Origin of the sequence: Anabaena sp. FACHB-595 (assembly GCF_048568275.1) — a bacterium.
Classification (GTDB): Bacteria; Cyanobacteriota; Cyanobacteriia; order Cyanobacteriales; family Nostocaceae; genus Trichormus.
This window is the reverse complement of record NZ_CP183473.1, coordinates 1,297,031-1,311,123: the sequence shown is the minus strand read 5'-3', so window position 1 is coordinate 1,311,123 and position 14,093 is coordinate 1,297,031. Positions and strand designations below refer to the sequence as shown.

11 protein-coding genes are annotated in these 14,093 nt (G+C 39.4%); 5 read left to right on the top strand and 6 right to left on the bottom strand.

From position 1 onward, the window contains the following. Positions 1-343 precede the first annotated feature (343 nt). Together ACN222_RS05555 and ACN222_RS05550 are read left to right on the top strand one after the other, a co-directional pair. Positions 344-1,111 carry a DUF928 domain-containing protein gene (locus ACN222_RS05555; protein WP_010995292.1) on the top strand — a complete coding sequence of 256 codons (768 nt, stop codon included), beginning with the start codon at positions 344-346 and terminating at the stop codon, positions 1,109-1,111. Beyond that, positions 1,108-3,315 carry a CHASE2 domain-containing protein gene (locus tag ACN222_RS05550; protein WP_010995291.1) on the top strand — a complete coding sequence of 736 codons (2,208 nt, stop codon included), beginning with the start codon at positions 1,108-1,110 and terminating at the stop codon, positions 3,313-3,315. Before ACN222_RS05555 ends, ACN222_RS05550 begins: the two co-directional genes overlap by 4 nt. A 3-nt stretch (positions 3,316-3,318) precedes the next feature. Here the strand turns inward: ACN222_RS05550 and ACN222_RS05545 are convergent, their stop codons facing one another. After that, positions 3,319-4,548, bottom strand: coding sequence for a glycosyltransferase family 4 protein (locus ACN222_RS05545; RefSeq protein WP_010995290.1), 1,230 nt, complete (start codon positions 4,546-4,548; stop codon positions 3,319-3,321). Between the two features lie 178 nt (positions 4,549-4,726). Here ACN222_RS05545 and ACN222_RS05540 point away from each other — a divergent pair, with 178 nt between their 5' ends. Further along, positions 4,727-5,683, top strand: coding sequence for a glycosyltransferase family A protein (locus ACN222_RS05540; RefSeq protein ID WP_010995289.1), 957 nt, complete (start codon positions 4,727-4,729; stop codon positions 5,681-5,683). On the opposite strand, the gene ACN222_RS05535 is transcribed toward ACN222_RS05540, so the two are convergent. The 4 genes from ACN222_RS05535 to ACN222_RS05520 form a co-directional block, all read right to left on the bottom strand. Continuing rightward, positions 5,680-5,886, bottom strand: a complete 207-nt coding sequence (locus tag ACN222_RS05535) for a hypothetical protein (RefSeq protein WP_010995288.1) — start codon at positions 5,884-5,886, stop codon at positions 5,680-5,682. The genes ACN222_RS05540 and ACN222_RS05535 overlap by 4 nt on opposite strands. 45 nt (positions 5,887-5,931) lie before the next feature. Further along, positions 5,932-6,690, bottom strand: a complete 759-nt coding sequence (locus tag ACN222_RS05530; protein WP_010995287.1) for a hypothetical protein — start codon at positions 6,688-6,690, stop codon at positions 5,932-5,934. 2 nt (positions 6,691-6,692) lie between these two features. Then, positions 6,693-8,075, bottom strand: a complete 1,383-nt coding sequence (locus tag ACN222_RS05525; protein WP_010995286.1) for an AAA family ATPase — start codon at positions 8,073-8,075, stop codon at positions 6,693-6,695. Positions 8,076-8,393: 318 nt separating this feature from the next. Further along, positions 8,394-10,589: a transglycosylase SLT domain-containing protein gene (locus ACN222_RS05520; protein WP_010995285.1), complete on the bottom strand. Its 2,196-nt coding sequence runs from the start codon at positions 10,587-10,589 to the stop codon at positions 8,394-8,396. Between the two features lie 693 nt (positions 10,590-11,282). On the opposite strand from ACN222_RS05520, the gene ACN222_RS05515 reads away from it, so the two are divergent. Both ACN222_RS05515 and ACN222_RS05510 read left to right on the top strand, forming a co-directional pair. Further along, a complete protein-coding gene (locus ACN222_RS05515; RefSeq protein ID WP_010995284.1) occupies positions 11,283-11,516 on the top strand; it encodes a Nif11-like leader peptide family natural product precursor in 234 nt (77 codons plus the stop codon). 379 nt (positions 11,517-11,895) lie between these two features. Then, complete coding sequence (locus tag ACN222_RS05510; RefSeq protein ID WP_010995283.1) at positions 11,896-13,104, top strand: chromate transporter; 1,209 nt, start codon at positions 11,896-11,898, stop codon at positions 13,102-13,104. 186 nt (positions 13,105-13,290) lie between these two features. On the opposite strand, the gene ACN222_RS05505 is transcribed toward ACN222_RS05510, so the two are convergent. Then, entirely contained in the window at positions 13,291-13,674 is a 384-nt protein-coding gene (locus tag ACN222_RS05505; RefSeq protein WP_044520814.1) for a beta-lactamase hydrolase domain-containing protein, read from the bottom strand. Positions 13,675-14,093: the final 419 nt, after the last annotated feature.

Below are 14,093 nucleotides of genomic sequence, written 5' to 3'. Positions count from 1 at the left end.
GAAAAGAAGCGAAACAGGTAACTTCCGCCGGAATTATTTAAAATTTTGAACTGATACAAGTCTGGGCTGAATTTTGGGAACACTTGATGTAACCAGGTGAGTGTCTACCTTTCTACTAAGAGGTTGTTTTAAAAGTAGTTAGCTGTGATTTTAAGCACTTATTGATCCCCCTAACCCCCCTTTTTTAAGGGGAACAACAATCAAAGTCCCTCTTTTGAAGGGGGATTTAGGGGGATCTGAAAGTATTTGATACATTGTCAGGGACTTTTCAAGCATCCTCTAAGTATCGCTTTGCACAAGTCCCGCATCTTTTCAAACTCACACTAGAGCATTTCTACAAATCATGAGATGTAATCATTTATCTGTTGTCGCCTTTTTCCTGACTTTGAACTGCTTACCGCTTTCTGCTGCAACGATACAGAAGACACAGGCGCAGTCATCCCATACCCAAAAGGGTTGGCAAATTAGTCAAGCTTTTAAACCCCCAAAACGGCAAGGCCCTCCTGTTAGTGCTGGCGGTTCTAGCCGTGGTTCCTCCTGCATTACCGGGAATAAGTCCATCACTCCCCTTATCCCTGGAAATAAATTAGGGTTGACACTTGCCCAACGTCCAACTTTGTTTTGGTCTATCCCATCATCTTCAGCGAAAACGGCTGATTTGGTGCTGTTGAATGATGCTGACAAAAAAATATTTTATGAAACCACGCTCAAACTACCTAATAAAACTGGCATCATCAGCTATACTCTACCGCCAAATTCACCCCCATTAGAAATAGGTAAAAGTTACCGATGGTACTTAACGTTGGTTTGTGATCTGCCAGATTTTAGTACTAATCCTACAGTTGATGGTTGGGTAGAACGGATTCAACCAGAATCATCTTTATCACGGGCGTTAGCCAAGGCAGATGCAAGAAAGTTACCCTCTATCTATGCAGAGGCGGGAATTTGGCATGAAGCGTTGGCTAGTTTGGTGCAGTTACGCCGTCGTGAACCCAAGAATCCAACTTACTTCGTAAACTGGCGGCAATTTTTACAGTCAGTTCAATTAAATGCGATCGCCTCTGAACCTCTACTCGATTGCTGCAAGTCGGAAATTGCCAAAAAAATATGATCTGGGCAAAGCTGAAACCCCTATTTTGGCAATGGCGCGGGGTTGTATTTGCGGTTCCGAGTATGACAATTCTGGTGATTGGTCTACGGTTGACAGGTCTGTTGCAGTTACTAGAGTTAGCAGCATTAGACCAGTTTTTTTTGCTGCGTCCACCAGAACCGCCAGACACCCGCATTGTGATAGTCGAGATTAATGAGGCGGATGTCCGCAAACAGACACAATGGCCGATGTCTGATGCCGCAATGGCTAGCGTATTAGATACTATTAAACAACAACAACCACGGGCGATCGGGTTAGATATTTACCGTGATTTACCTGTTAATCCTGGGCATGAAACTTTAGTTAAATTGTTTGCATCCACGCCTAACTTGATTGGGGTGCAGAAACTCTCTGACACTAGAGATAGTTCGGCTGTGAATGCGGCTCCAGTACTTAAGGAAAATAACCAAATTGGTTCCAATGATTTACCACTAGATGGGGATGGGAAGATTCGCCGGGGATTGCTGTATGTCAATGTTAATGAGGAAGATGTTCTCGAAAGTTTTGCCCTAAAATTGGCATTGCTGTACTTAAAGCCGGAAAAGATTACTGAAAAGCCAGCCGCTAGTAACCCTAATTATTTGCAGTTAAATCACGGGGTATTCCCAATTTTTGAGGCTAATGATGGGGGTTATGTCCGCGCCGATGCACGGAGTTATCAAATCCTGTTAAATTACCGGGGACGCATCCAGCAATTTACCACCGTTACCTTAAATCAAGTGCAACAGAAGCAGATTCCAGCAGACTTGATGCGGGGAAAGGTGGTATTAATTGGGGCAACGGCTGAGAGTTTGAAAGATATATTCTACACACCATACAGCAGTAATTTATTTACGCCCCCAGAACGAATGGCGGGTGTGACAATTCACGCTAATTTAGTCAGCCAAATTTTGAGTGCAGCTTTGGATAGTCGCCCCCAAATTCAGACTTTACCTGAGACTGGGGAATGGCTGTTAATTTTAGTTTGGTCGATTATTGGGGCTAGTTTATGTTGGCAGCAACGCAGTAGTAAAAATCAAAAGATTGTTTTAGCTGTGGGTATTCCCCTGATTGGTGGCGTTGTAATTGCTGGTAGCTTGTTGGCGTTTGTCGCTGGTTGGTGGATTCCCATTGTCCCATCTTTGCTAGCATTTGGCGGATCAGCGATCGCTGTTACTCTCTACATCGCCCAAAGCGCCGGGGAAATGCGAAAAAACCTCGGACGCTACCTAACTGATGAAGTCCTCGCCAATATCCTAGAAACTCCATCAGGTTTAAAGTTAGGTGGTGAACGGCGTAAGGTAACGCTGTTATTTTCCGACTTGCGCGGCTTTTCTGCCATGTCTGAACAATTATCCCCTGAACAAGTGGTGCAGATTCTCAATCTGTATTTGGGGGTAATGACAGATGTGATTAACCAATATAAAGGCACAATTAATGAGTTTATCGGCGATGGGATTTTCATCATGTTCGGCGCGCCTATTTGTCGCCCTGATGACTCCCAAAGAGCGATCGCCTGTGCGATCGCCATGCAACGAGCGATGCAGCAGGTGAATGCAAAAACTCACCAAATGAACCTACCCCAGCTAGAAATGGGCATTGGGATTAACACGGGTGAAGTTGTCGCCGGCAATATTGGCTCACAAAAACGCGCCCAATATACAGTTATTGGTAGTCACGTAAATCTAGCTGCCCGCATTGAGACTTACACTGTAGGAGGACAAATTTTAATTTCCGAAAATACTCGCCAAGATGCTAATACTGATTTGCAAATTGCTGGACAAATGCAAATCGAACCCAAGGGAATTAAGGAACCAATCACCATATATGAAATTAGTGGTATCGGTGGTGCATATAACCTGTCTTTACCAGAAGATAATGATCTGATGGTGAAATTGCAATCACCTGTACCTGTGGAATATCAAGTGTTGCAAGGTAAACAGGCAGTTGGTGAAGTATTTCGGGGTGAATTAGTCAGCGTTTCTGAAAAAAAAGCCTTGCTACACTCACCCCATACTTTAGAAAAATTAGCTAATCTCAAGCTCAAGTTACTACATAAACCAGAACTCGCAACAGCAGACATATATGCCAAGGTGATGAAACAATCTGATGCAGATTTGTTTGTCATCCGGTTTACGAATATTCCACCCCAGGCGATCGCATCTCTTAATTCTCTGCATCAATAACACTTACCTATTCAAACAAACTTGCTCATAACGCATACCAGCTATCTCCCAGGTAAATTCAGCTTCTACTAGTTTTCTGCCATTGTGGGATAATTGCGATCGCAGTTGGGTATTCTCAAATAATTGACTAATAGCGTCAACATATTCTGCTGGCTTATTGGCTCGCAATGCTGCTAAAGCTGTATTATCACCATCAACGGCTAACCCCTCTAAACCGCGATCGCTAGCTACTACAGGCACACCAGCCGCCATTGCTTCTAAAGTTTTATTTTTAATGCCAAAGCCTGTACGTAACGGCACTACACACACGGTAGATTGATGCAGATAATCTACCATCGAAGCCACACGACCGGTAACTATTACCCCTGGAATATTCTTGAGATTTTCAATTTCTGGCGTTGGTCTAGCGCCGACAATACTAAATGTCGCGTCAGGATAACGCTGTTGTAGTTGTGGTAAAACTTCGACAGCAAAAAAACGTGCTGCATCAATGTTATGAGAAGCGTCCATTGCCCCCACAAAGATTAAACTATGTCCGGCTGGGTCTTGGCAACGATTGGGAAACAATTCTAAATCTACACCGTTGGGAATGACTTTAATATCAATATCGGGGCGGAGTTTGAGAAATTCCTGGCGATCGTCTTGGGTTGTCACCACAATCTGAGAAAATTTACTACAGTATCGCTGTTCGTAACGCTTCAGCACCAGAGAAAGATATAGGCGATCGCGTATTACATTCTGTGCTGCACCCATTTCTAAATGGTCACGAATCCAGCCATAAACTGAACTGTGAACGTCTACAACGGTAGTTACACTATGACGAAATTCTGGGCGGATATAAATTTCATTCACACTATGTTCACAAGTAATCACATCATATTTTTTAGCTTGAACGCAACTATCAACTAAAGCTTGAATTTCTGGCGAATAGCGATAAAGAACATTGGGTGGTGTCGCCTTCCCCACTGACTCTAGAAAACGTCCAGTTTTCCCTAACAATTTAGCAACGGCATTTTTCGACTGGGGTTCCGGTGGTAAGGGAAAAATCAGCAGTTCACTGACATATTTACGTAGTTCTGCCACTTCAGCATCTGTCACGCTTTTGTTATACTGCGTCACTAAAGTCACATCATGATTTTGCTGGAGGTATTTAAGTAAATTAAAAGTTCTAATTTCCGTACCACCACGACTAGGCGGATAAGGAAAGGTAGAAGAGAGCATCAGGATTCGCATATAATTGTTATACTCCTTTATTTAATAAATACATTTTATTACCTGTATGATGTATCTTGTAAAAGTTGATATTTCTGAAAATAAATTACTCATTTAGTCTATTATTCTTAGCAGAAAATAATTTTTTAAACCTTTCCAGTAATTAGTATTTGTAGTCAAGCTTTCAAGAAATCCATATATGAATAGCAACCCTCTTTTAACAATTGTTACTCCAACACGCGGCAATTTTACAGATTATTGGTTAGAGCAATTATTAAAAATTCAAGGAAATGTCCAATTTATTTTAGTTTATCCACCGGAAGGAACTATTAGAAATATAGATGATTCTAGGATAAAGAATCTCAGAAGTCCCTATAAAGGTGAAGTGATTCAAAGATTTACAGGTTTACTCAACGTTGAAAGTGAGTATGTTCTCGCATTAGATGATGATGATTATGTTCATCCTGATATTTTAGATTTAACATTTAAATATTTCCGGCTCTTTCCTGAAAGTTGGGTTTTAAGATTAAAGATTGAAAATATTCAATATACCGATGAAGTACGAATTCAAAAAGATTGGGAGCCAAATCCTGATGTTGAACAACTAGAAATATGTAAGAAAACACCGGAAAATCCTTTTCCCTTCCAAAAAGGGAACTACAAAGGTCTATTAGAAGTTCCCATCGCTCCCTTAGATAAATCGGTAGATATTAGACATATAATCTTCCCCTGGCATCAAAGAAAAGACCAAAGCGGGATTCATTTTGAAAACTTTAATAACAGAATTTGGAAAACAGAGCGAGTGAAAGCTGCACTCTACGAATTATCAACCGCAATGAATATTTTTGGTGCTTTAACTTGGATTCCTTTATGGAATTTGGATAGAATGCTGGGTTTATTTGTGCAAGCAAAATTCTATGAAAAAGAAGTCATAATTGGTCACGCTACACCAAAACCAGAACAAATTAGATATATTGTTAGAGATAATTCCTTAAAAGAAACTAGATTACACGTAATAGCAGACTTATTGTTGCTTAAATGTTATCCGCAATATGGGTATTTGTGGAATCTGATCCTCTGGCAAATATACGCTATACCTAAAGTCTGGGGTAGGGCGGTAAAATTAAAGTTGATGAAGTTGAGGCAATCAAACTAGAATGTATCAAGATTTAAGGCAACAGATACTAGTGCGATCGTTAAACGATTAGCCTTCCAAAAGCTTAACTGTCCTTTTTGATAAGCGGTATTGGCTATGCTTACTTCTCGTCTTTCTACTCCTAGCATCTGAGCGATATTTACTGCTCTTAATGGAGTGCCATGCTTTAGAATTTCAATAATTTTGGATTCTAGATTATCCATATTACTAGCCCTAAATTATCATTAAAACCCAGATATAGATAAAAGTTAAGTGAATAAGATACGTGACCAAGTATCAACAATATCTACCATTTTATCGCCGCTTATCCCCTTCACTCGTTTTTTACCATTTGCAATGGTTACTCGTTCTGTTACATCTTTCAAGGATTCAAATTTTCTCTTTTTACGTTCTTTATCAAGACTCTCAACAACTTGAGCAGCTTTTTTATCAGTAAACCCAGATGTTCTTAACCTAAATGTAAGTTCCAATAAATTAAGATTATTAAATGCTTCCAATGGTGTGATCTGTTTAGGTATTTGATTCTCAATTACCTTTATAGCTTCATATAATTTCTGTCTTTCTAGTCTTTCTTGTACTAGTTCTGATCTTAAATCATCAATTTGTTTTGTAAATAAATCTAGTTTTTGATTTACTATACTTGATTCTAAATTGTTTACTTCTTTTTTATGCTCTATTGTTAAATGATTTTTATCTGAAAAGTTTAATTCTTTAAAAGCTGCTACTTGCTTAGATATATTATCTTCATTATTGGGTGCAATAACAAAAGCATTGACCATTTCACATTGGCGAGGATTTTTTTCTCTAGCTCTCACAGCAGCATAATATTCAAAATGTCCGTCTACTACGGTATAAGCTTCTAAACCTGACATTTTTAAAATTAATGGTTTAATAAGTCCCCCGCTTACAATAATATTATCAGCTAGGCTATTCAACTCATCATTTACAAAATTGGAAGCAGGTACGTCAGAAGAAATATTTTTTACATCAACAGTATAAAACTTCATATTTAATTAACTCCTATTTTGTTTAACACTTCTTTAGCTAATACCTCAAATTCCATAGCAGATTGTTGGGCATTGGCTTTTGTTTCTGCATACTTAATAATTGATTTAGGATCTGGATATTCTAACTCTCCAATAGTCATAGAATTATTCATACATTCTGATAGAGAAGTTCTATCATAAATAACCGCTTCCATCAAAGGTAAGCCATATCGCTCAGATATTACATCCCTTTGTTTTGGAAAAGTGTACTGCAAAAATTTAGCATTAGTTGAAATCTTAGAAGCAAGAACTCCTATTACTTGGAGTGCTGATTTTCCCATCATTACTCTATATTCATTAATCTCATTAACAAAATTTTTCACTGTTGGCAAGCCCTGATTGGCAAATGGTTTTAAATCTGAAGGAATGATCAAATAATCAGAAGCAATCAGTGCAACTTGAGCATAATAGTCTCTTGACGGGGGAGTATCAATAATTATGATGTCATAATCATTTTCTACGATTTTGAGTTTAGAAATTAACCGAGGTCTACTAACTGCTATTTGATTTAGTTTATCTTGCTTATCAATTAAGTTAATGTGAGAAGGAACAACATCTATTTCTGGATTATTAAAATAGTGAGATTGACGTTTAACATCTGATATAAAATTAAAGTCGGCTGATTCTAGTAAATCTGATACATTCTGATTACGTAAATCGTCTTCTTCATCAAATTGAAATTTAATTAGTCCTGTTGCAAAAGTAGTATTTGCCTGAGAATCTATATCAATCAAAAGTACTTTTTTCCCTTTCTTACTTAATGCTGCCGCAAGGTTGACAGCAACAGTGGTTTTACCAACACCACCTTTATTATGATAAATGGCAATTGTTTTCATACTATGTTGACCCTGATTCTGTAATTTTTTTTCTTTGACTTCGACTTGATTAATTTTTGATTGATCGATTAACTGTCTTTCTTTTAGACTTTCTCGACCGATTAAATCTTGAATTTCCTCTAACTTTATCTCAACCTCCTTCCCAGAACACTGGAAAACTAGCTGAACATCATTTTTAACCTTTTCATAAATTCTTATCTCCTTACCATTAGTTAATAAACCATACCTAACATTCAGACTGGTTAAATAGTGCCTGAGTCTGGGAACATGATTATTTAAATTTTGCTTAGGATGCTTTGCTTCCATCACCACACTCAATGGCGAGTTAGCATCTAAAACAAAGGGAAGGACTTGTGCAGCAAAGGCTAAAAAATCTAATCGAATGCTACCAACTGCAATTTCTTGATGCCAAGTGTCTGGAGTATATCCTAGCTGCGGTAATAAATATTGCACAATCAGTTTGCTTTCAACTTCGCTTTCGTTACGGCAAAGCTCAGGATTAAACCCCACAACTGTTTACCCCTAAAAATAAAATTTAGATTTTTGGTCAAATTTTTTCTGCGTTTAATTATCTCATAGCCTAAAGTATTTATGGCATAAGAATTACCTAATAGTATGTATATATATTTTAGTTTATTTAGTATTTATACTTATTATTAAATGTAGTTAAAAGTTAATTAAATTACTTTGCGCTAAGGCAAGGGCAATAAGTACTAATTTATACATATAAATGGATATCATTTATATGGTTTGTTGACGGTTAACTGTCAACCGTCAACTATTAACAGGCAACAGTCAACTGCTATAAAATTCCTAACCCCCAATTCCCTAATTTTCCGGCAATTTCGGCTGTTCGGCGGAATATTTAGCTACGATGCTGGCAATTTCAGGATTATATAGTCGCAGATAATTCCAATAGTTACCAAATACCTGACGGACATAATCTCTGGTTTCATTAAAGGGGATGGCTTCGACAAACTCATCTGGGTCTTGATTGGGTAGAGTTTTCAACCATCGGGCGACGCTACCTGGGCCAGCATTGTAACTAGCGATCGCTAACATGGAATTATTGCCATACCTCTCATGGGTATAATCTAAATACCATGTCCCTAGCATCACGTTGTCATTGGGATTCTCTAAATTAATGGTCTTGATATCTAAGGGAATTTTTGATGCTATCCACTTAGCTGTATCGGGCATTACCTGCATTAAGCCAGTCGCGCCGACAACGGATTTGATTTTCGCTTCAAACCGCGATTCTTGGCGCATTAAGGCGGTAACTAGCAAGGGATTAAGTTCTCGCTCAGATGACCATTTTTCAATTTCTTTCAAGTAGGGAAACGGGTAACGGGCTTGCCAGTAGGTAATCTGTTTACTTAAGGCCTGATATTCGGCTTGTTCTTCTGGTGTTTCCCTGTCTTCTAATTTGGAAATCAGGTTAATTCCTGACAGATATTCACCCCTCGCTAACCGCATCAAGCCTTCGGTGAATTGTTCTGCTACTGTGGGTTCTTGTTTATTAAGATATTCTGTCTCCCATTGCAACCACGCATCACGATCTTGACCCAGTAAATACAATTCTTGGAAGGCTGGGGAACCTGTGGGAGGGATGGGGCGCTGATAAGGAACTACTTCTGGGGTGAGTTGACGGACGTTATCAAAGTTGCCGACATTCAACCCCAATAGATTTGCCGATCGCCAGGCATAATAAGAGTAAGGAAACTGGCTAATCACGTACTCGTAAGCAGTTTGAGCTTCCTGCTGTTTTCCTAGTGTTGCTGCCCATCTACCTAACCAAAAACCAGCCCTGGGAGCCAAAATACTGTTAGGGTTGTTGACAACAATTGGTTGCGCCCACTTCCAAGCGCTGGTGTAATCTCTGGCTTTGGCTTTCTCTAGAGCGATTTTCCACCGATATTCGGCGGCTTCATTAGATTTGGCATATTTGGTAATGAGTTGTTGCCAAGTTTGTTGGGCTGCTTTTTCATCCTTAAGGGCTGTGAGGATTTCGGCTTTTTTTACCAACGCCTGGCTTGCTTGTTCAGGGAATTTAGCAATTACTTGGTTGAGATAGGGTAGGGCATCTTTGTTGCTTTTTGCCATTTCTGCCAACCGTACCAAGCCAAGTCCTGTTTCCCGTGCATCAGGAAACTGCTGTACTAGTTGCTTATAAGTAGAGATTGCTTGTTCTCTATTTTTCCCGCCTACTTGCCATCCCCGTGCAGTCCGGTAGAGGTTACGGGCTGTTTTGGGTGCTTTGGCGTAAGCGTTCGCCGCTTTGAGAAATTGATTGTTCTCCCAGTAGGCTGTACCAATCACTTCCCAATCTTGGGGTTTGAGATTTGTCTGTTTTCCTAGCTCGTCTAACACCCCTACTATCCCTGGCTGGGTATAAGCATATTGAGCCAAGATTAACCGTAACTGTGGCTGATTGGGATTTTCTGACAAGCGCTTCCTGATTATCTCCCAGGTGAGGGGATGGGAAGGAAATTGCGCGATCGCTGTATCTTGTAGCTTTGGTTGAGCAATCAGATATATAGCTTTTACCGCCGCCGCTTCCTTGGGATACTGTTTTAATACTTGTCGCCTCAAGTCAGAAGCTTTGCCATCTTCCCCTAATAAATCCTGTGCTTGTGCTTGTTTTAGTAAGATGTAGGGTGCCAGAACAGGATAGCTTTTCTCTAAACCCGTGAGTAATTCCAGGGCTTTTTGGCCTTGTTTGGTGTCAATATAATCACTCGCCAACAGATAACGCGCTCTTTCTCGATCTGGCGATCGGGAGTTTTGCGAGAGTTCTGCTAGTTTGGCTGCTCGTTCCGTCGGCGATTGTGATATCAGTGGAAATACATCTGATTTCGCCCTACTTGCTTCGGATAAATCTTGGGGTTGACTTTGAGTCACATTGAGCCATTGCCCCAAGAATTTACCAATCTCAGGTGCTGACACCATCGCCCCAGCTGAAAAGGCAAACAGTGCCGCACCAGCGATTATAGAAATTTGCTTTTTTTGTAGTTTTTTCAGCATGGATACTCGCTGAACAGTGCCGATGAATTTCCTGAAACTCTAGCATTAGTTGCCGAGAGTGTAATCACCTTTTCATTGGAAATTTCTGATTTTAGGAAAAATCATACAAAATATAGATATTATTTTTGATAATATTGTGCCTCTATTACCAGTTTAATTATGTTTCATCTATCCCCATAAATAATGGAGCTTTAAAAACAAATAATCTTTAAATACATTAACACAATGTATAAATACTTATTATTTTAATCCTGCATACATTGGTATTTTCAACAAAATCATACCAGATTATACTTAAAACCTGTATTAGATATGGTATCGGGATTATATTAAAAGTATTATCTAGCCATTACATTCTTGATTTAGATTTCCGTATCTGCGAATAATAAAAGCTCAAAAACAATATTTTTCTCGGTATTATTCATCATTTTTATTTCTATCGGTACAAGACGAATAATTAAAAATAGTGCAACTATCTAAATTATAGTAGGACTTACGCACACAGGTTGTCTGTTGAGACTGGGTGTAAGGGTTTAGGGGTGTAAGGGTTTCAAACATTTATACCCCTAAACCCCTATATCCTTCTCCAAACCCTTAATCTTTAGTTTTCATACGTAAGTCCTATATAGATTGAGCCTTCAATAGCATTGGCTCTAACTTAAAATCTGATATTTAAGATAGGAGATAAATACTATGACACAGCAAAATGCTGCCGAACTGTTAAAAGCTGTTAAGGAAAATCAAGCGTTAAGAGAAAGACTCCAAGCAACAAATAACCCGGAAGCTTTTATCAAGATTGCTCAAGAAGAAGGTTATGACTTCACGGTTGAAGAACTAGAGAACGAAATTAGTAAATTGAGTGAAGAAGAGTTAGCAACTATTGTCAATCCAGGCTGGGGGCCTAGACGGCATATTCATCCTAGATAAATGTTTAGCTGAACCTATTAAATGGCAAAGCTAAAATCATGCAGAAAATTGTAGGTTGGATAGCCAGTAATGTGCAGATATTTCCTTCCGAAAGGAAAGCCAAAACCCAATATTTTTGCGGTGTGCTAAATCCAACCTATGCCTGGGAAATCGGCACTATATCAGGACTTACGCAATTGTCACAAAAATCTTATTTTTTGCTTGTAGTAAGGGCTAAAGCCCTTATTTTGAGGACTAAAGTCCTTACTACAAACTTAAAATAATATGCCAGTTACGTAAGTCCTATATATTTAAGAAAGGCCTTCTAAAAATTGCTTTAGCTGGGATTGATCTGGGTTGATAATATTAACCATCAACTTGATTAATCAGGAAAATTACAGTGACACAGGAAGCTGAGGACTTTCAACAAGAGCAGGAAGCGGTTTCCTATCATGCTCTCACTCCCAAACAACAACAGCAGCGATTAAGAGAATTAGCGGTGGTATTTTTGCGACTGGGGGCGATCGCCTTTGGTGGCCCAGCTGCTCATATTGCCATGATGGATAGTGAGGTGGTAAATCGCCGTCGCTGGATGAGCCGCGAGAAACTGCTGGATTTGTTGGGAATCACAAATTTGATTCCCGGCCCCAACTCGACGGAATTAGCTATACACATAGGCTACGAACAAGGCGGGTGGCGTGGTTTATTGGTAGCGGGTAGTTGCTTTATTCTCCCTGCCATGATCATCGTTTGGACATTAGCCGCCATTTATGCACGTTATCAAACTGTGCCACAGGTGGGATGGCTACTCTATGGGATTAAACCTGTAATTATAGCGATCGTGCTGCAAGCCGTGTGGAATCTGGGTAAAAAAGCAGCTAAAGACTTACCGACACGCATCGCTGGAGTGGTAGCTGTAGCCGCCTACTTTGCCGGATTGAATGAAATTTTGCTGCTAATTTTGCTAGGTATCGCCGTTATGGTGCTGAAGAATTGGCAAAATAGGGGGCGTATCACCGGAGCATTTTTACTGCCATTCTCAGGTATTCTCGCTCAAGTTGGGACAACAACAGCAGTCGTCACATCAGTCACTTGGGTAAGTGTGTTTCTCTTCTTTCTGAAGATTGGCTGTATTCTTTACGGTAGTGGTTATGTGTTGCTGGCGTTTCTACAACGGGATTTAGTTGAACGCAACCAATGGCTGACATCACAGCAGCTTCTAGATGCGATAGCCATTGGACAGTTTACACCGGGGCCTGTGTTTACTACTGCCACATTTATTGGATACTTGTTGGCAGGAAATGCCGGAGCGATCGCTGGTACTATCGGTATATTCTTACCAGCTTTTATACTGGTGTGGATAGTTAACCCTTGGGTGACTAAGTTGCGTCAATCTCCTTGGGCTAGTGGGTTTCTCGATGGCGTGAACGCAGCCTCCCTGGGATTAATGGCAGGTGTAACTTACACCTTGGGACAAACCGCACTAGTGGATTGGTTAACCATTATTTTGGCAATTGTGAGTGCGATCGCTGTATTCCGATTTAAAATCAATTCTGCCTGGTTAGTGCTGGCAGGAGGAGCGATCGGATTTGCCTCACATATATTTTAGGACTTACGTTTAAATCCAATTCCCAATTCGCAATGGTAACGTCCCACTACGCTCTAAGCGCAGCTATGCCGCAGGCTTTACGCAATTCGCAATTAAATACAGCCACTAGGGGCGTTAGCGTAGCGGGACACAAGTTCGGTTTTGAACTACAAATACTTAGATATTTTCAATAATCAAATCGGATTCCTATATCAAACCTAAATTACTGCTTAATTCTAAAGCTTTTTCAAATGTGATACCTTGTTTGGTAGCTACATATAAAAGTGCTAAAACTGAGGAACGAATAGAATTATCACAATGAATTAGAAGAGGTTTTGGCAGTTCATTAATTGTTTGTAATATTTGTAGTGTGGTTAGATTATTAATCTCTTCAAATTTCATAGGAAAATTAATATAGCGTAGTCCTAAAAACTCAAGCTTATCTTGTTCATTATCGAGTAATCCTTTCTCATCAGGCGATCGCAAATTTAGCACTGATTTGTAACCATCTTCAGTGATTTTTTGGAACTGAATGGGTGTAATTTGTCCGGCGATCGCTAACTCGTTATTAATCTTTCTAACGGTATCCATTATCATCACCTCCTTGATAGTGAGTTATCTGTAAATTTTGTAATACATAACATTTTGCTTGATTTTGAAGATTGCTCATGTGACCAATATAGATTAAGAATGCTTCTGGATAAAAAGTATTACTTCAAGTTTTCAGTAACTTTCTACTGTTTAACAAATTTGGTAATTGTATAAAATTTTCGCCAGATTAAAAATATTTAAGATGCAGCTAAAAATTGATTTAAAAATGCCAAATTATAGTGGTATGATGGCGGAATTCCCAACTTCGCTGATTAGTTGTTACACAAAGACTGGCTTGCCTACACTGACAATTTATAAAAAAAATTTGAGGAAGTTGTGAGGAGCCTATCTGATTTTGGAATTAGACGGCGAGAATATTTACTTAGTATATTTAATTGCGGACTAGCATTGCCTTAACG

Excerpts from the sequence above, each read along its gene's own strand:
- ACN222_RS05520 (WP_010995285.1), bottom strand. The coding sequence starts at position 10,589 with ATGCTGAAAAAACTACAAAAAAAGCAAATTTCTATAATCGCTGGTGCG.
- ACN222_RS05515 (WP_010995284.1), top strand. The coding sequence starts at position 11,283 with ATGACACAGCAAAATGCTGCCGAACTGTTAAAAGCTGTTAAGGAAAAT.
- ACN222_RS05555 (WP_010995292.1), top strand. The coding sequence starts at position 344 with ATGAGATGTAATCATTTATCTGTTGTCGCCTTTTTCCTGACTTTGAAC.
- ACN222_RS05540 (WP_010995289.1), top strand. The coding sequence starts at position 4,727 with ATGAATAGCAACCCTCTTTTAACAATTGTTACTCCAACACGCGGCAAT.
- ACN222_RS05550 (WP_010995291.1), top strand. The coding sequence starts at position 1,108 with ATGATCTGGGCAAAGCTGAAACCCCTATTTTGGCAATGGCGCGGGGTT.
- ACN222_RS05535 (WP_010995288.1), bottom strand. The coding sequence starts at position 5,886 with ATGGATAATCTAGAATCCAAAATTATTGAAATTCTAAAGCATGGCACT.
- ACN222_RS05530 (WP_010995287.1), bottom strand. The coding sequence starts at position 6,690 with ATGAAGTTTTATACTGTTGATGTAAAAAATATTTCTTCTGACGTACCT.
- ACN222_RS05505 (WP_044520814.1), bottom strand. The coding sequence starts at position 13,674 with ATGGATACCGTTAGAAAGATTAATAACGAGTTAGCGATCGCCGGACAA.
- ACN222_RS05545 (WP_010995290.1), bottom strand. The coding sequence starts at position 4,548 with ATGCGAATCCTGATGCTCTCTTCTACCTTTCCTTATCCGCCTAGTCGT.